The 18,067-nt window shown below is 55.7% G+C and carries 13 protein-coding genes; 11 read left to right on the forward strand and 2 right to left on the reverse strand.

Annotation, left to right across the window (positions count from 1 at the left end; genetic code table 11):
- Positions 1 to 478: 478 nt before the first annotated feature.
- The 7 genes from AC2TEL_RS03460 (at position 479) to AC2TEL_RS03490 (ending at position 10,684) form a co-directional block, all read left to right on the forward strand.
- Positions 479 to 1,168: a sugar transferase gene (locus AC2TEL_RS03460; protein ID WP_480838022.1), complete on the forward strand. Its 690-nt coding sequence runs from the start codon at positions 479 to 481 to the stop codon at positions 1,166 to 1,168.
- Positions 1,169 to 1,233: 65 nt separating this feature from the next.
- A complete protein-coding gene (locus tag AC2TEL_RS03465; RefSeq protein WP_480901899.1) occupies positions 1,234 to 3,693 on the forward strand; it encodes a tetratricopeptide repeat protein in 2,460 nt (819 codons plus the stop codon).
- 91 nt (positions 3,694 to 3,784) lie between these two features.
- Positions 3,785 to 4,411: a polysaccharide biosynthesis/export family protein gene (locus AC2TEL_RS03470; RefSeq protein ID WP_480838026.1), complete on the forward strand. Its 627-nt coding sequence runs from the start codon at positions 3,785 to 3,787 to the stop codon at positions 4,409 to 4,411.
- 162 nt (positions 4,412 to 4,573) lie between these two features.
- Positions 4,574 to 6,010 carry a porin family protein gene (locus tag AC2TEL_RS03475; protein ID WP_480838028.1) on the forward strand — a complete coding sequence of 479 codons (1,437 nt, stop codon included), beginning with the start codon at positions 4,574 to 4,576 and terminating at the stop codon, positions 6,008 to 6,010.
- Positions 6,011 to 6,143: 133 nt separating this feature from the next.
- Positions 6,144 to 7,763, forward strand: a complete 1,620-nt coding sequence (gene xrtD, locus AC2TEL_RS03480; RefSeq protein ID WP_480901902.1) for a VPLPA-CTERM-specific exosortase XrtD — start codon at positions 6,144 to 6,146, stop codon at positions 7,761 to 7,763.
- A gap of 238 nt (positions 7,764 to 8,001) precedes the next feature.
- Entirely contained in the window at positions 8,002 to 9,540 is a 1,539-nt protein-coding gene (locus tag AC2TEL_RS03485; protein ID WP_480901903.1) for a hypothetical protein, read from the forward strand.
- A 43-nt stretch (positions 9,541 to 9,583) separates the two neighbouring features.
- Entirely contained in the window at positions 9,584 to 10,684 is a 1,101-nt protein-coding gene (locus tag AC2TEL_RS03490) for an acyltransferase family protein (RefSeq protein ID WP_480901905.1), read from the forward strand.
- Positions 10,685 to 10,698: 14 nt separating this feature from the next.
- Here the strand turns inward: AC2TEL_RS03490 and AC2TEL_RS03495 are convergent, their stop codons facing one another.
- Together AC2TEL_RS03495 and AC2TEL_RS03500 are read right to left on the reverse strand one after the other, a co-directional pair.
- On the reverse strand, positions 10,699 to 11,955 hold the full coding sequence (locus AC2TEL_RS03495; RefSeq protein WP_480901907.1) for a glycosyltransferase family 4 protein: 1,257 nt from the start codon (positions 11,953 to 11,955) through the stop codon (positions 10,699 to 10,701).
- Positions 11,942 to 13,204, reverse strand: coding sequence for a nucleotide sugar dehydrogenase (locus AC2TEL_RS03500; RefSeq protein ID WP_480901910.1), 1,263 nt, complete (start codon positions 13,202 to 13,204; stop codon positions 11,942 to 11,944). The genes AC2TEL_RS03495 and AC2TEL_RS03500 overlap by 14 nt, the downstream gene beginning before the upstream one ends.
- Positions 13,205 to 13,550: 346 nt before the next feature.
- On the opposite strand from AC2TEL_RS03500, the gene AC2TEL_RS03505 reads away from it, so the two are divergent.
- Genes AC2TEL_RS03505 through AC2TEL_RS03520 form a run of 4 tightly spaced genes read left to right on the forward strand, consistent with a single transcriptional unit; the run spans position 13,551 to position 18,066 of the window.
- Positions 13,551 to 15,086: an oligosaccharide flippase family protein gene (locus tag AC2TEL_RS03505; protein WP_480838040.1), complete on the forward strand. Its 1,536-nt coding sequence runs from the start codon at positions 13,551 to 13,553 to the stop codon at positions 15,084 to 15,086.
- A 24-nt stretch (positions 15,087 to 15,110) separates the two neighbouring features.
- Positions 15,111 to 16,103, forward strand: coding sequence for a glycosyltransferase family 2 protein (locus AC2TEL_RS03510; protein ID WP_480901913.1), 993 nt, complete (start codon positions 15,111 to 15,113; stop codon positions 16,101 to 16,103).
- Positions 16,100 to 17,044 (forward strand): sulfotransferase, encoded by a 945-nt coding sequence (locus tag AC2TEL_RS03515; protein WP_480901915.1) that lies wholly within the window; start codon positions 16,100 to 16,102, stop codon positions 17,042 to 17,044. The genes AC2TEL_RS03510 and AC2TEL_RS03515 overlap by 4 nt, the downstream gene beginning before the upstream one ends.
- Positions 17,044 to 18,066 (forward strand): lipid II:glycine glycyltransferase FemX, encoded by a 1,023-nt coding sequence (locus tag AC2TEL_RS03520; RefSeq protein WP_480901917.1) that lies wholly within the window; start codon positions 17,044 to 17,046, stop codon positions 18,064 to 18,066. Before AC2TEL_RS03515 ends, AC2TEL_RS03520 begins: the two co-directional genes overlap by 1 nt.
- Position 18,067: the final 1 nt, after the last annotated feature.

Genomic DNA, 18,067 nt, shown 5'->3' on the forward strand with positions numbered 1-18,067 from the left:
TTTGGGCGGCCTCAATCTCGGACTAATCGGGCGATTGTTTCGCAATGCGCGTTTAGTGTTCTGGTCGGGAAAATGGCTGCGCGCCTCTGCAGTGATGTAATTTTCAGCACCTTCATAGTTCCCAAAAAACCTGATTCCAGGAACCTATCTATTCTAAAATCGATTACTGTTTCCAAATAGGCAACAAAATACGCGGAAAATGCATTTAAATCAAAAGGAACCGCTATCTCGTTGTATTCCGGACTCCACGCAAATGCAGCGTTCGGGCGCCCGGCAGAACATGAATTTTGTTTTGCAAGAAGGTAAGAATTTGTTAAAACTTGATCTCAGGTCGCCCGCCATAACGTGTGAGTATCGGCGGAGGTCAAAAGAGACATAAAAGTATAACAGTTTTGAGCAAGATTTGAGGTTGAGCGTAGTTGGTTCCTGAGTTGGGTAGGTGATTCTTGGGTTGTTGTGTGTGCCGGGGGTTTAAATAGTGACAATTCATTCGAAAGAGGTAGCCGACGCTCGTGCGGTCTATCCGAAGATTTCTGTTCCACGGACCTCGGTACATAAATCGGGGTACTACAGACGAAATGGAAAACGCATTCTCGACGTCGCTTTCGTTGTGTTGAGCGCGCCGTTCGTGGTGCCCGTTATTCTTGTCCTGGCGGTCTTTCTGGCGTGCCAGGGCGTATCACCGTTCTACCGCCAGGAAAGAGTTGGCCGGAACGGTCAGATCTTCAAACTGCTCAAGTTGCGCACGATGGTGCATGACGCCGAAACCGTGTTGAAAAAACACCTTGCCGCGAATCCCGAGGCGCAGGACGAGTGGAGCCGTAATCAGAAACTGCGCGATGACCCGCGGATCATCAAATTTGGGTCGTTCCTGCGCAAAAGCTCTTTGGATGAGCTGCCGCAATTCTGGAATGTGCTGGTGGGTGAGATGTCAATGGTCGGCCCGCGCCCGATGATGGTAAACCAGCAGGACCTGTATCCCGGCAGTCGCTATTACTCGATGCTGCCCGGAATCACAGGTCTGTGGCAGGTTTCCAAGCGCAACAATTCCTCGTTCGCCGAGCGTGCCCACCACGACACCGAATACTGGGAAACGATGTCATTTGCGTCGGATTCCAGCATTCTGATGCGGACGGTTTCCGTCGTTCTGCGCGGTACTGGCTGTTGACGCCATAGTTTGCTGCCGGGTCTAATCGGATCACGCAGCAAAACACGTCGCAGGATAGATTAAGAATGACAAAACTAAACAAATCTGGGTTCCCGACCGGCAAGGGTCTGGCGGTTGTCGTTCTCGCCCTGTCTTTGTTTCTGAGCGCCTGCGACTCTGCCGAAGAACGGGCCGAGGCACATTATCAAGCTGGCCTTGCTCATCTGGAAGAGGGCGACGTCGATCGTGCTCTGATCGAATTCAGGAATGTTTTCAAACTGAACGGTGAGCACAAGGAGGCCCGTCTAACTTATGCGCGGCTTGAACGCGAACGCGGAAACATTCCCATCGCGTACAGCCAGTACCTGCTTGTGATCGAGCAATATCCCGACAATCTGGAAGGTCATCGCGCCTTGGCGGAAATGGCCTTGCAATTGGGCAATTGGGAAGATCTGCGACGGTACGCCAAATCCGCCGAAGAACTCGCCCCGGATGACGTTGAAATCTACTCGATCAACAACACGCTGGCCTACACGGATGGTATTCGTAACGGAAACGCTGCTGCGGTGGATCTTGCGGTAAACAACGCCCGCACCTTGCTGGACGAGCACCCTGAACTGATCTCTGCACGTCAGATTGTCGTCGACCACCTGGTACGTGCCCAGGAGTGGGATACCCTGCTGGACCAGATCGACGCAGCTCTGACCTTTGCGCCGAAAGAAGCCAACCTGTACGCAATTCGGCTTCGGGCTTTGCAGGAGTTGGAAAAACCTGCGGAAATCGAAGCTCAGCTCAAGAAGATGTTGGTTCTGTTCCCCGAGGACACTGGTGTCGTTCAGATGCTCTTTGAACACCACGTGGACCAAGGCAACCTCGACGCCGCTGAGCAAATCCTGCGGAACCAATTGGAACCTGAGTCTGACAACACACTGCCTGTTCAAAGACTGGTTGCTTTTTTGGTTGAGCACCGCGGTGCTGACGCAGCGATTGCCGAATTGGGCGCTATCATCACTGAAGGTGGAAGCAACACATCCCGGTTCAAAACCATGCGTGCCGCGTTGAAGTTTCAATCGGGTGACAGAGAACAGGCGCTTGCCGAGATGCAAGAGCTGCTGGAAGGCGCTGAACGCACGACCCAGACCCGCGAGAGCGAGGTGGAATACGCGCGCATGCTGTTTGCATCAGGTCAAATCGAGGCCGGGCGCGCGTTGATCGAAAAGGTGCTGGAAGAAGACGTTTCCCAGGCGGATGCAGTCAAATTCAAGGCGGCGTGGTTGATCGAAGAAGACAAGATAGGCGACGCAATCCTGCTGTTGCGCGAAGCCTTGAGCGCCGCCCCTCGCGACTTTCAGCTGATGTCTCTCATGGCGCAGGCGCATGAACGCAATGGTGACCGGGAATTGATGGGCGAGATGCTGGCGCTTGCTGTCGAAGTCTCGAACAGCGCGCCGGAAGAAGCGCTGCGCTATTCAAATTTCCTGATTCAGGGTGGCGACAACAAAATCGCCGAGGGCATTCTGATTGAAGCATTGAGCCAAAACCCGGACAACCCCGACCTGCTGGTTCAACTGGGACAGGTCTATCTGATTATGCAGGATTGGAATCGGTTGGCGGCGGTTCTGAACACCATCGAGGACTTGGACAATGTCGACGCGATGCGTCAGTCCAGTGAACTCAGGGCGCAGATGCTGGCGGCTCAGAGGCGGATGGACGAATTGACCGAACTGCTGAACGAACTGGCCAACGACCCCGAATTCGGTTTGCCCGCGGATATCGCTCTGATCCGACTGATGCTGACTCAGGACGATGTTGCCGGCGCTACGGCGCATCTTGATGAGTTGCTTAAAAAAGACCCCGATTCCCTGATCCTTCGTTTCGTGAAAGCACGCGCGTTGGTCACCGAAGAGAAGTTCGACGAAGCAGAGCAACTTTATCGCGGAATTCTGCGGGATCGTCCCAACACGGACCGGGCATGGCTTGCGCTCTATCTGCTGCAATCCGAACTCGACAGGCCGGAACAAGCCACTGTGACTTTGAAGGAAGCATTGCAGGTTGTTCCGGACAACCCGGATTTGCTGATGCTTCAGGCTGCGGAACACGAACGCGCCGGTGAGTTGGATGACGCGATTGCTGTCTACGAAAAGCTGTATCCACTCAGCAACCGTTCTTTGGTTGTCGCCAACAACCTCGCCAGCCTGCTGACGACCCATCGCACGGACGAAGAAAGCCTGCAGGAAGCGCAGCGTCTGGCGCGCCGGTTGCGTGGAACACGGGTTCCGGCATTTCAGGAAACATATGGCTGGGTGGCCTACCGCCTCGGCAATTTCGAAGAGGCTCTGACCTATCTGGAACCCGCTGCTGAAGCCATGCCAGATCACCCGCTGGTCTTGTATCACCTGGGCAAAGCTTACGAGGCCGTTGGTCGGAAAGAAGACGCGCTGAAAGCCTTCGAAGCCGCGCAAAATACCATGATCACCCTGAAAGTAACGCTGGGATTAAATGACGAGATACAAAGACTAAGCGACGAAATTGCTGCTGGGCAGTAATAGACACCGCTGCAATTCTGCCGCATCATGCCTTCGGCGAATTCAACGGGGATTGTTTAGAAAAATAGAACAAGGCATAAGGGGAAAAAAGATGAGAGATTTTAGTATGCGGAATGCAATTGGATCGCTGATCGCGTTTGTCGTGACCTTGGTCGTAGCAAGCCACGCCTGGGCGCAGTCATATCAGATCCAACCGGGTGATGCATTGCGAGTAGAGGTTCTGGAAGATCCAACGCTCAACAGAACAGTTCTGGTTCTGCCGGACGGATCAATAAACTTTCCATTGGCTGGAACACTTCGTGCCGCGGGTCAATCGACCGGCGGGCTCGGGTCATCTCTGTCTTCTGCGCTGGCGCCCAATTTCAATACGCCACCGACAGTTTTCATCTCGATCGCGTCGCTTGCTCCGCCGCCACTTCAGGGCGGGCTTGCTGCATCCGGACCGACGATTGAGGTCTTTATCATGGGTGAAGTGAGTATTCCGGGCAAACATCTGGCAACTCAAGGCACAACCATTCTTCAGGTTTTGGCTCAGGCCGGTGGCCTGACCAACTTCGCGGCCCCAAAACGCATCGAATTGCGCAGGGCTGACAGTAAAACAGGCGTGATGAACAAATATACATACAATTACAATGGATCGGGCAGCGGCATCAAAGGCAATACTGTGCTTAAACCCGGAGACGTCGTTGTGGTTCCATCGCGCCGCTTGTTCGAATAGGGGCTGATACAGGTGGGGAAATCCAAATTCAGGCTTACCTCTGCAATTGGGGGTGGGGTCGCTGCTTTCACTCTAATAACACCGGCGATCGGGCAGCAAACGTCAACACAGCAACAGGCAGCGTCCACCCAGCAAACCCTGGCGACAACGCAGCAAACGACTGTGCAGCAGACCACGGTTCAGTCGGCGCAAGTTCAGCAGGTACCCAGCCTGCAGCTTATTACACAGCAAGCGCAGCGAAACCCCGCCCGCCGTGTCGGCCAGCCGGCAATTGGTCAGCAGACAGGCACCGGGACCGGTCTTACCGTCACGCTGGATTACTTTTCGTCGCTCAGGCACGACGATAATCTCCGTCTGACCGATCCGTCTCTCGGGGCCACCACCTGGTGGGAAAACACCCTGGCGCTGAGTGTTATTAAACAAACGGCCGATTCCACTCTGAACTTTGATCTGTCGGGGCTTTACCGGATCGCAAATGAACCGGTTATCGGCACGGAATACGACTTTTCGGATCCGCTGGCGCGCCTGGCCTATCAGCGCACGCGCGCCAACAGCCAACTTGGACTGCTGCTGGAATATCGCGAAAGAGATCTGGCCTTTAACCGCTCGCTGACCGACACGAACCTTGATGGCGTCATCGACTCGTCGGACGTCCTCGGTACAGTTGGCGATCAGGTCAACACGCGCGCTGGTCTGGATTGGGAGGTTGGCCTGAACGATCCCGTGGGTTTCCGCTTCAACTACGCCCACCGCGAGCGGACATATTCGGGTACAATCGATCCGTCCCTGTTCGACAACAGTTTCGACGACTACATCGCGACAACGTTGTTTCGGTTCTCTCCTACCCTGCAGGGTAACCTTCGCATCAGCTACCAGGATTTCAAGGCCGAGGACAGCGTGCGGACCGATCGGCGAACAACAGTGGCGTCGGCCGGTGCTTCCTATGATGTCTCCGCCGTCACCACGGTCAGCGCGAACCTTGGCTACAGTCGGGTGGACGACACCGAACGCACGACCAGCAATAACAACGTAACTGAAGATTTCGTTTGGAATTTCGCCTGGACCAAAACGCTGCCGGACGGGACTGCCGATATCCTGTTCGACCAGACATTTGGTGTGAATGGGTCCCGGATCAACGCGACATTCGGCCGGAGCTACCAGCGGGCCAGTTCTACGCTTGCTTTCAATGCAGGATTTACCAGAGGCCCCTTCGACGAGGTTACCCCAATCGGGCAGATCGATTATCGACACCGGCTGGCCAGTTCTCAGATCGGGGCAACGGTCCAAAGACGGGTCGGCACCAGCACGCAGAGCGTGGAAACCCGTCAGACCCTTGTTTTTCTGACATATGATTATTTCATCAACCCGGTATCTGCCCTGAATTTTGGCGTCAGCTACATCGACCAGGAAGATGAAGGAACAGCCTCGACCAACCCTCGCCAGCGCGGCACATTCAGCGCCGGGTATACCCGCGCGATCACCCGGGACTGGGCTATGAACGTTGGGTATCAGTATGAATATGATGATCAGAACGGTTTCAGAGCTGATTCCAACATGGTTTTTGTGACACTTGGGCGCCGGTTCACACTAAGGCCCTGACTTTCAAAGGCTTACTATTAGATCTGCAATAATGTTGTCGAAATACACCTATTGTTTCGACGGAGGTTCAAAACTGCGCGAACCGTGACCGAACAATTTAAATGCAGGTGTTATTTTAGTATGATTGTCGGCAATGCACCGTCTCGACTCGAATGATAGTCAGGGCTCTACGCTTGACGTAGCCCGGAATGCCCTGCCCAGTATAAACGCGGCGGGGCTGTTCTGGTTTTGCCTGCTTCTGATCGGGTCAGTACCGATTTTCTGGATCGGAATTGTCTCATTGGGCGCGGCGTGGACTACGCCCGAGTACAGCCACGGACCACTGATCCCTGTCATCTCGTTGTATCTATTCCTGCGCGAGCTGCGCAACTATCCCACGCCCAGCCCTACAGTGAATGACCGCTGGCCGGGTATTGCCGTCATCTTGGTGGCGCTTTTGGTTGCCGTTCTGGGCAACCTGGCTCGCATTCCGGACATCGTCACCTATGCGATGATCATTTGGGTCGGCGGTGTCATGCTGGTCGTGTTCGGCTGGGAGCGCGGCAAATACCATCAGTTGCCAGTGATCCATCTGGTTTTCATGCTGCCGCTGCCTCAGTTCATCTATTGGAAGCTGACGATCTTTCTTCAATGGGTGTCTTCGGAACTTGGCGTCTGGTTTGTGCAAATGGCCGGCGTCTCGGTTTTTATCGAAGGCAATGTTATCGATCTGGGCGTCTATAAGCTGCAGGTGGCCGAGGCCTGTTCCGGGTTGCGCTACCTGTTCCCGATTCTGAGCTTCTCTTACCTCTTCGCCCTGCTTTATCGAGGTCCGGTCTGGCACAAGGCGGTTTTGATGCTTTCCGCGGCGCCTTTGACCGTGCTGATGAATTCAATCCGCATCGGGGTGATTGGCGTTCTGGTCAATCACAACGGGATCGAACAGGCCGAAGGGTTCATGCATTTCTTCGAAGGTTGGATCATCTTCCTGCTCTGCGTGGCTATACTGTTTCTCATGGCAATCGGGCTTCAACGCCTGACGCCCAACCCGCAACCATTTACCGAAACGATTGATCTGGATACCGAAGGGTTCGGCCCCATTGCACTGCGCATCCTGAGCATCAAAGCCTCGGCGGCGATGGCAGTAGCGGCCCTTTTGACGCTTGCGGTTTCAACCGCCTGGGCGTTGCGTCCCGCATCGGAAATCCAACCGATCGAACGGGATCCTTTTGTGTTGTACCCCAGGCAGCTTGGGCCCTGGTCGGGTGCGACCACCAGTCTTGATCCGGAAGTCGAGCAAATTCTTGGTGCCAGCGATTATCTCAATACCAGCTACATAGATACCGAGTCGGGCGATTACGTGAACATGTTCGTCGCGTTCTACGACAAGCAAACAGATGGCGACGGCATTCACTCACCAGAGGTCTGTCTCCCCGTTGGCGGCTGGGAAATCTTCAGCCTTGAACCGTTCGAGGTTAATCCCGGCAACACCCCGTATGGCAGTTTCACGGTCAACCGCGCCGTGATCCAGAAGGAATTGTCAAAGCAGCTTGTCTATTACTGGTTTGAACAACGCGGCAAGCGCATGGTCAACGACTTCCGTGCCAAGCTGAGTGTAATTCAGGACGGGTTCACGATGGGGCGCACGGATGGAGCGCTGGTTCGCTTTGTCACACCGATCCGGGCCGGAGAAACCGAAGCAGACGCGGATGCGCGGTTGCAACGCTTTATGGAGCCAAGTCTTAACCGCTTGCCACAATTCGTACCATTTTAACAAGTATCCCGGCCAAATCGCATGACCGAAACCCTCATGTTCACACCAAAGGAAAGCACCATATTCAACCTGATCCCAAAACACGTGTCATCCACTCACCGCTACTCAGGGACACGTGATGCGCCGAGGCAACTCTGCCCATCAAACGTAAGGCCATAGGGCCTTCGAGCAGCAAAATAACGCGATGACCAATATTCTGTCATATGGAAACAGTGTGTCAAAAGCCGAACCAGATATCATGACTCGTGGTGGCCAATTGCGCCTGGTTCTGTTGCTCGTGCTGATTGCCAGCCTTGTTCCTCTCTTCGTTACACCCGTCCTTCCGCTGACGGATTTTTACGCTCACATTGCGCGATATTATATTCTGGCCAATCTCACCGACTCGGTCGCGTTCCAACAAAGTTATGAAGCCGCCTGGCAGTTGCTGCCCAATCTGGGCCTCGACATCATTGGTGTCGGTATCATGAAGCTGCTCTCCCCGTTACTCGGCGCCAAATTGATTGCGGGTCTGATCATTTCCGCACTCGTTGCTGGTGTGCTTTACCTCGCACATGTTCTGCATGGCAGAGTTTCAACACTGAATGTCCTGCTGGCCGGGTTGGTCGCATATAACCACATTCTGATTTGGGGGTTTTCGAATTTCCTGCTTGGGCTGGGCTTTCTGTTGGGTGCGACGGGGTATTGGATTGCGACGCAGGACCGGCCCACTCGGCAACTGTCGGTCACGGCCGGCCTTGGTCTGATCCTGTTTTTTATCCATGGCCTGGCTTTCGCGCTGTGGGGTCTGCTGCTGTGCATGGTTGAGCTCGCGATTGCGCGTCAGGCAGGTCATGTAAACCTGCCGAATCTTGCGCGTCGGGCGGGACGGTTGCTGCTGATTGCCGTGGCTCCGGTTCTTTTGTTTCTCCAGACAAAAACGGTCGGTGGCGGCGCAACCACGACATTTACGAATTTCGTGGCTCATGCAGAACAGGGAACGCTTGCAGCCCGTCTGAGCACGGAAATCTCGCTACGGATCGACGGCATTCTGCGCGTGGCTGAATCGACCGCGCGCATGGCCGATTATGGTCTTGGACTGGTAATCTGGAGCATGTTGATTATCGGTCTGCTGGTCGGTGTGTGGCAAATCGACAAACGCATGAAACTTGCTGTGGCGCTCTGTGCTGTTCTGGTTGTTATCACTCCCCCAAACTTATTCGGCGTCGGGCATCTGAGCGAACGCATCCCTCTATTGTTGCTGGCACTTCTCGCCGCAAGCCTGTCCCAGAACCCTCAGGCACCCACAAAGCATCGGCAAATTGCACTTCTGGCGGTGGGGGCCGTCTTTCTGACACGCAATTTGATACTAAGCATTTCTTGGTATCAGGATGGCTTGGTCTATTCATCTTATCTGGACGCCCTCAACCAGCACGACACGCGCAGCTTGGGCGCGGGCATTTATCTTGAAGGCACTGAAGACCCCGGTGCTGTTGCTTCCAGTTGCATGCCGTTGCCGTTTCTGATGGCTTTCAACGAAACCGCCATTCCCACATTCGCCAACCCCACACAGCAACCTATTCGCATTGTTGGCACTTTGCGCAATGTGCAGGCGGCCACCCAGCAGATCAGTTCCGAGGCGAACCACACAGTAGTTTCCGCTTTGTCTGTTCTGGAGGACGTAAGAACAGATACAGTTGTAATATGTTCGATGGACTCATTTCGAGCAGAAGTTCAGGGCTTCCACATCCTGGCAGCAACCGCTCCGTGGACTCTGTACCAAAGAACTGCCGCGCAATAGCCCTATTCTGAGTTCATGATAATATCAGCCCAGGGAACCGCAGATGAAAGCTGAACCGACGCGCGCAGCCACCGGGAACCGGGTTGAATTCATTTCTGACCGGTCAGGCGGGCGCGACAACAACTTCAACCTGATCCGCATTCTGGCAGCCGCCGGGGTGCTGGTTTCGCACGCCTTTCCGCTGAGCTGGGGCGTCGGTGCTCGCCAACCGCTCGAAGCATTGTTGCACGGTACGGCCTTGGGAACCGTTTGCGTCTGGATATTCTTCGCCATCTCAGGCTTTTTCATTACCCGCAGCTTTGACCGGACGTCGTCCATATCGTCGTTCCTGTTGGCCCGGGTCCTACGCCTTTTCCCTGCGCTGGCCACGGTACTGATTGTGACGATCCTGTTTGCAGGGTTGTTTCTGACCGAAGCGGCCCCATCGGTCTATTGGGCCGCGACAGGAGAATATTTCGTCCGAAATATCACCCTGTTCAACTTACAGTACTCTTTGCCTGGCGTATTCGGCGACAACCCTGGCGGCGGCGGCATCAACGGATCGCTCTGGTCACTGTCCTACGAAGTGACCTGTTACGCCGGTGTCTTCCTCTGCGGGGTACTTGGGTTGCTCGGGCACCGCAAAGCCTTTGTCGGACTTTCACTGCTGTTTTTGTGCGTCTACGCCGCAACGATGATCTTTGAGCTGAACCCGCGTATCGAGCAGCTTGCACGGCTTGGATTGCCCTTCATTACCGGAATGATCTTTTACCTGTTCCGACACAACATACCGCTGTCCTTGGGAACGCTAGGCGGGGTGACTGCTGTCACCGTTGCGGCCTGGTTTACGCCGCTGTTTATGCCGGTTTTCGCAGTCGGCCTGTCTTATGCAGTGTTCTTTTGCGGGTATGCAAGAACGCCCCGGCTTTTGCTTTACAACAAGCTGGGGGATTATTCCTATGGCGTCTATATTTATGCGTTTCCGATCCAACAATTGGTCGCGCAGTCCGGGGTCACCACGCCTGCCATCAATATCGCGATTTCCCTGCCCTTCACGCTTGTCTGCGCGGTGCTGTCCTGGCACCTTGTCGAGGCGCCGGCGATGAAACTGCGCCATCGCTCCAAATCTCCAAAGCCGGTGGAGTCAAAGCAAACTGCAAAATAAACCGGGCGGTCCGGCTAGCTTTTCCAGATTCTCTTGTAGGCTGCAATCAGCGCGGGTACCTGATGTGGCCAGGCCATCTCGGCCTCGACACGCGCGCGACCGTAGCGTCCCATGGCCGCGCGGCGTTCCTCATCCGCCAGCAATTCGGTGATCTTGTCAGCCATATCCACCGGATCGTTAGCCTTCGCATATAGCGATGCCTCCTGCGCCGAGAATCGGCCTTCGGTCACGTCGAACTGAACGATGGGCTTCTCGAAGGCCATGTATTCGAGGATCTTGTTCATGGTGGATTTGTCGTTCATCTCGTTCACCCGGTCCGGGTTCACGCAGACATCCGCGGTTGACAGGATCTCGAACAGATCATGATCCGGCGCGCGGCCGGTGAAAGTCACGTAATCCGACAGGCCCATTTCGATGGACAGTTCCCGCAGCTTGTCCAGGCTGGGGCCACCGCCCACAAGACAGAACTGGATATCCTCGTGCCCCTGAACCCCAACCAGATGCGCCACGGATTCCAGCAGGAGGTCGATCCCCTCCTGATCGCCCATCACGCCGACATAGCCCACCATGTATTTTCGCCCGTTGCGCCATTCGGGGTTCGGGGGCAGGTGCTGCAGGCGGCTCAGATCGGGGCCTGAGCGGACTACGAAGACATCCTCAGGCGCCATTCCACCCCGTTCGATGGCGATCTTGCGATAGCTTTCATTGGTGGCAATCGACACCCGCGCCGAGGCGAAGGTCAGGCGTTCAAACGTCTTCATCAGCTTCCAGAAGAATCCTCGCTTGTCGAACTTGGCCTCATAAAGCTCGGGGTTGATGTCGTGGTGATCGAACAGATAGCGCACGCCAAACAGCTTGAACGGCAGCGCCACCAAAAAAATCAGATCGGGCGGGTTACAGCCATGAATGACGTGAAAGCCGCGCGTCAGCTTGATCCGCAGCGCCAGCCAGCTTTCCCAGAACAGCGCCGCGCCATATTCAAGCAGATACCCCAGCGCACCGCTGGCATCCAGCGGCAGCGGGTGGCGATAAACCTTGATGCCTTCGTCTTCCCAGACGCGTTCCTCATGGCCCTTGCCGGTAGGGCAGATGACCGAAACCAGCGCGCCGGCCGCGGCCAGCGTGCGGGCCTCCATCCAGACGCGACGGTCAAAGGGGACGGGCAGGTTTTCCACTACGATCAGAACCTTGAGGCCCTTCAGGGGCTGGCTCTGGCGCAGCTCTTCGAATGAAATCGGCTGAACGGCGGGCACAGGGCTAGTCATATTCATAGGTTCTCACCACCTTTGTATCGCCAAGGCTCAGCTCGTCCACAATCCTGTTCGATCCAATCACCAGATCCCAGGGTCCGGCCTCGGCCGTGGCACGATCCACCAATAGGCGACCCACCGACGGTAAGTGGGTGAAGGCATAGCCCAGGTTCTGCCCCCGCAGGTCGGCTGGCTTGATCGCCGGATCATAGACCGACAGCTGATATCCCGCCTGCAGCAGCCGCCGGGCAATATCCACATTGGGGCTTTCGCGTAGATCATCAGTTCCGGCCTTGAAGGCCAACCCCGCCATCAGAACGCGCGCGCCTTCAGGCAGCCGGGCCATGATGTCCTGCGCCTGATAGCTTTTGTGCGCCTGATTGGTCTGCAACAGGCTGTCGATAAGATGGGTATGCGCGCCAACCTCACCCGCGATGTGCTGCAGCGCGCGGACGTCCTTGGGCAGGCAGGACCCCCCGAACGCACCACCGGGGCGCATGTAATAGGACGAGATGTTCAGCTTGGTGTCCGAGACGAATATCTCGTGCATGGTCTTAGCCGACACGCCCATCCGATGACAGATCCGGCCGATCTCATTGGCAAATGCCACTTTGGTTGCATGCCAGGTGTTGTCGACGAATTTGGTGATCTCGGCCTCTTCAAAGGCAGTATAAAAGACCGGTGCATCCAGACCTTCGTGCATCTCGTCCATCACCCCCGATCGCTTGCCATCTGCGGTGCCGACAACAATCTTCGGCGGGTTGAAAAAATCTTCCACAGCCGAGGCTTCGCGCAGGAACTCGGGGTTATAGACAATTTCGACCGCCTGCGCCGTCCGGTCGCCCAGATAACTTTGGAAGATCGGCTCGATCAGTTGACGCACGGTGCCGGGCCGGAAGGTCGAGCGATACGCGACGGTCAGAGGCCGTGCCCGGTCGGGTGACACGGTTTCGGCAATCTGGCGCGTCACCTCTGCCACAAAGCTCATGTTGTGCGAGCCATCGGTGGAACTGGGCGTGCCAACGCAGACAATAGCCAGATCCACATCTGAAAGGTCCGGCATTTCAACGGTGGCCCGGATCAACGCTTTCCCGAGTGCCGCAGTCAGCAACCCGGCCACCTGGGGCTCTTTGATCGGCGGTTGGCCAGCGTTGATTTCCGAGACCTTGTCGGCATTCACATCGATGCCGATTACCTCATGCCCTTCACGGGTCAGGCAACACGCCGCGGTGAACCCCACATACCCCAAACCGAAAATCGCAATCTTCATTCCGTCACACCATTTCGAAACTCGATACTCGTAAACCATTCACAAGCAAAAAATCTTCACCTGCTTGGCATATTCACGCAATTAGTGTCCAATTCATGACACCGAGTGAAATTACAATTTGACGCAGAATTCAATGTGCTGACAGGTAAAACAAGTGCCCTTTGACAAATGGAACTAAATCGTTGCGAACCGCATATATTATAGCACTATCAGTGTAGTTTTCCGCCCCCGGCCACTGTTCCGGAATCACGTTTTCCGGTACTGACCGAGGTTCTGATGTATGCGCGATCTGGAAACACTGGCGCGATTTGACGTAATTTGTTGCGAGTATGGAAAGTTAAAGAACTTGAAGCGATCAACCGAACCGAAGCAGAATGGTAACTCGTCGCGCAGCGCCGCTCTGGCCGTCGGGGCCACGACATTGCTGGCATCCAGCCTGTTTCGTCAAGTTCTGGGGCTGGTGACATTGGTGGTGACGGCGCGGCTGCTGACGCCGAAGGATTTTGGTATCGCCGCATATTTTCTGGTCGCCACCGCCTTTCTGGAAATGATGCAACGGCAGATTTCCAACGTACTCATCCGGCTCGAAGACGTCATCCATGAACATCTTGAGACGGTATTCACCTTTCAGGTGATCCTCGGCGTCACTGCCGGTTTGTTGTTTTATGCGTCCCGACCCTTTGTTGAATTCATCGGGCTGCCGGAACTGGTTCCGCTGACTCCTCTTCTTTGCGTGCTGTCTCTGATTATAGCCATCAAGAGCCCGCGTTTCGTTCTTTACGAACGCAATCTGCGCTTCGGCTTCGCCGCCGGAGAAGAAACGCTGAGCCGGATCATTTACTCGGCCATCGCAATCAGCCTGGCCTGGTACTGGGGGGATTTCTGGGCCATCGTCGTGGCCAATTTCTGCGCTTTGACCACACGCTGCGCCTGGACATTCTACTTTGCGCCGATGGTTCCGAAACTGTCACTGGCGCGCTGGCACGATTGCTTTTCTTTTTCAATCTGGTCCACCGGTGCCCTGGTGGCCCAGTTCTTTTCAAGAAATATGCCGCAGCTGATTGTTGGTGCAACGCTGGGGCTTTCGGATGCAGGGGTATTTCGGCTGGGAAACCGGCTGAGCACGCTGGTCACCACGCAACTGTTCGCCCCGTTGCAACGCGTGCTTTATCCTGGACTTGCAGATATTTCACGCAACACGAACAGGCAGGACGAAACGTTTAACCGGCTGAACGAATTGCTGCTTGCCATCGTCTTGCCCGTTTCGGTTGGAATGGCATTGGTGGCCAATCACGTCGTGATCGTGGTGCTTGGTCCGCAATGGTTGGGCGCGGCCCAGGTCATATGGGTTCTGGCGCCGCTGAAAGCACTGGAAACACTGCAGGAGAACGTCCAGTCGGCTTCCTATGTCGAAGGATCGACCAGGATTCTACTGATCCGCAACACTTTCCTTTTGGTAATTGTATGCCTGTTTATGTGGGTCGGGGTGGGCTACGGCTTCACCGGGGCGCTCGCTGGCGCGGGGGCCGGAAGTGCAGCCGCAATCGTGACGACCCTGTTTTTGGCAAAGCGATATGGCAAACGCACATTTGTCGGCCCATTGACAGTTGCCTGGCGGTCTTTTGTCTCGACACTGGTCATGATTGCCGCTGTGCTGTTTGTCGGCAGCGCCTATGGCAGCACCGAAGTGATCGGCTGGGCGTACGAGTCATTCGACGATCTGCCCCTGTTGCGCTTTCGCTTCATTGTGAAGGTTCTGGTGGGGGCCGGGGCCTATGTCGGTACTCACTTGTTGCTCTGGCACCTGTCCAAACGGCCCGAAGGTGTGGAAAGCGCGGTATTCAGGCTGGCCGGGAAGATGCGCAGACATGTCTTCCACTAGCAATAAAAGGGAAAGTTGCGGACCATGACACAAACCGCGACACCTCGGATCGATCTCAGCGTCATTATTGTAAACTACAAAACCCCTGACGTTACATCGAAGGCGATACAGTCTGTACTGGATCACTCCGGGTCACTGGATATCGAAGTGATCGTGGTCGACAACGATTCCCAGGATGGCAGTGTCCAAGCGTTGCGCAAAGCCCATCCGCAAGCAACTATACTGGCAGCCGGTCATAACGGCGGATACGCTTGGGGGAACAATGTCGGTATCCGAAGCGCGCGGGGGCGCTTTCTGCTGGTCCTTAATCCCGACGCGCTGGTTTATGAGGGAACGCTCGAACGTGCAGTCTGCTACATGGAAGAGAACCCGCAGGTCGGCATTTTGGGTGGTCATGTATCTCTGGAAAACGGCACGCAACAGCCGACCCTGTTCCGGGAAGTTTCGCTCGGCAAGTTGTTCTGGGGTCTCGTTGTCCCGAACCGGGTCCTGCGTCGCAGCCAGTTGTTCGGTGATCAGCGCTATGCCTCGTTATCGCGTGATGCGGTGCAGGACGTAGAGGTCGTCGCAGGTTGCTTCATGATGATCTCGCGGGATGTCGTTGAAAAGGTAGGGATGATGGATGACCGCTTTTTCATGTATAGCGAGGAATCCGAATGGTGTTGGCGCGTCCGGCAGGCCGGATTGAAAGTGCGCTACAATCCTGATATTCGCCTCATGCACTATGGCGCCGTCTCTACGGGTCAGACCTCTCCGTGGAAGTCCGTTGAAATCGCCAAGGGCCACATTCTTTTCCTTCGTTTTACGCGTGGCCCCTTTATCGCTTGGCTTGGAACCGCGCTTATGACGCTGGCCGATCTTCTTCGCGCCGTCTGGTTTCTGCCCATCTCTCTGGTCCGACCTGGCCACAAAGGAGCCGAAGCCTGGCGCGCGCGGACTGCATTCTTGCTAGGCGCTTTGTTCAGGCAACCGAAAGGGCAAACGCCTCCGCAACCTGATATCGGGTTGGTGACATGAAGGCTTTGGCGAAATCCATCGTGCGCGGGACGGTGCATACGGCTCTTGGTCCGATGGAGGCCAGAATGCTGTCGCAGCAGCCCGCGGCCAGATGGCCCCACGTGTTTATTCTGGGCGCACCAAGATCCGGGACGTCGTTGTTCTATGAACTGATGACGACGCAGTTCGAGTTCTCTTATTTCACCAACCTGGCACATCGGTTTTTCAAGACACCTCTGGCGGCAACCAGGTTCGGGCGACCTTTCATCTCTCGTCATATTCCGTCCTACCAAAGTGACTATGGCCATATTTCCGGTTGGGCCGCGCCAAATGAAGGGGGTTGGATTTGGCAGCGCTGGCTGGAGGATGGCCCATGGGCAGATGAGAGCAGGATTGCGACGCTGCCAGTCGATGAGATCAGATCAACGATATCCGGAATGTCGAACCTGTCTTCCTCGCCCTTTATCAACAAGAACGTCATGCACTCGAACCGGGTGCGTCTGCTGGATGCCTTGTTTCCCAATTGCCTGTTTATGGAAGTGCGGCGCGACGCCAAAGACACCGCCAGATCGATCCTGCGGGCACAGCGCCGCAAAAAGGGACCGGAGGCGCACGAGGACGACTGGTGGTCCGTTCGCCCATCGAACGCAGGGGGTGACACGGATATCGAACGGGCATGCCGTCAGGTCCGTGGCGTGGCTGAAGATATCGAACGCGATTGTGCCCATGTCGGCGTGGACCGGCGCTTCGTGATCGATTACGCGGCGCTTTGTGCCGACCCAAAGGGAACACTGTCCGATGTGGCCGGATTTCTGTCCGCGCACAGTGTCCCCGCAGTGGCGTTGCAGCAAAACACGCTTCCCGAACAATTCACTCTCAGACCTTCCAAGCCACTCGAAGCCGACGAAGAGGGCTTGCTGAAAGGTTTGCTGGGACGTCAGGACGTCAGGGTGGCGGATTGATGGATCAAAACCAGCTCTCCCTTCGAACCGTCACACCAGAAGACTGGCCCCGCATCAGTGGCCTGTTCAGTGATCTGACATATGAACAGAGCCTGACCTACGCGCAGGCGGCTGCGCACCGCATCGGCGCCAATGCAAAATTCGTTGCCCTTTACAACGCGCAGAACATCCCGGTTGCCGCGGCTTGTCTGAGGATCAAGAAAATCCCGCTACTGAACCGGGGTATCGCCTGGATTGCGGCCGGTCCACTGACGTGTAGCAGCAGCCAGCCCGAACCATCTGCGGCGATGATGGGCACGATCCTGTCGAAATTGCGCGACTATACGTATGACGCAGGTCACGTATTGCGCCTGCGATTTCCTGTGCAGGCGGTTCCGCCGGAACAGGCCATTGTACAAGCCGGTTTTGAACCGACGGATAGGGCCGCAGTGTATCGAACTGTGTTGATTGATCCGGATCACGATGATGACGACCTGATGCGCGCCTTACATGGCAAATGGCGCAATCCGCTGCGCAACGCATTGAAGGCCGGGCTGGAACTGGAAAGGGGCGCGATATCAGAGTTGTCAGATCGCTTCTCCCATCTGTACGAACAGGTGCGGGAAGCCAAGGGGTTTCAACCCGATATCCCTCCGGACTTCTACTACGATCTGTCGGGGCAGGATTTCGACCATGACGTGTTGATCGCGCGTAAAGATGGCGAGGATATCGGTGCGATGACCATTGGGTGTGCCGGCCGAAACGCGACGTATTTATTCGGCGCGACGTCGGAAGCTGGGCGGCGACTGAATGCAGGGCATTACTTGATGTGGCAAGCCATGCTCTACTGCCGCGAGCAGGGGGTCAAATGCTTCGACTTGGGCGGCATTGATCCCGAGACAAACCCAAGCGTTACCCGATTCAAGCTGCGAACCGGGGGCAAGGAATCCGTTGCTGCTGGACCTTACGAAGCCCGGCCTGCCGGGTATGGTGCCAGCCTGATCGACATTGCGGAATCCATGCACAGAAAGCTGAAGTCCTGAC

The sequence above is a fragment of the Ruegeria sp. HKCCD9138 genome (assembly GCF_057220975.1).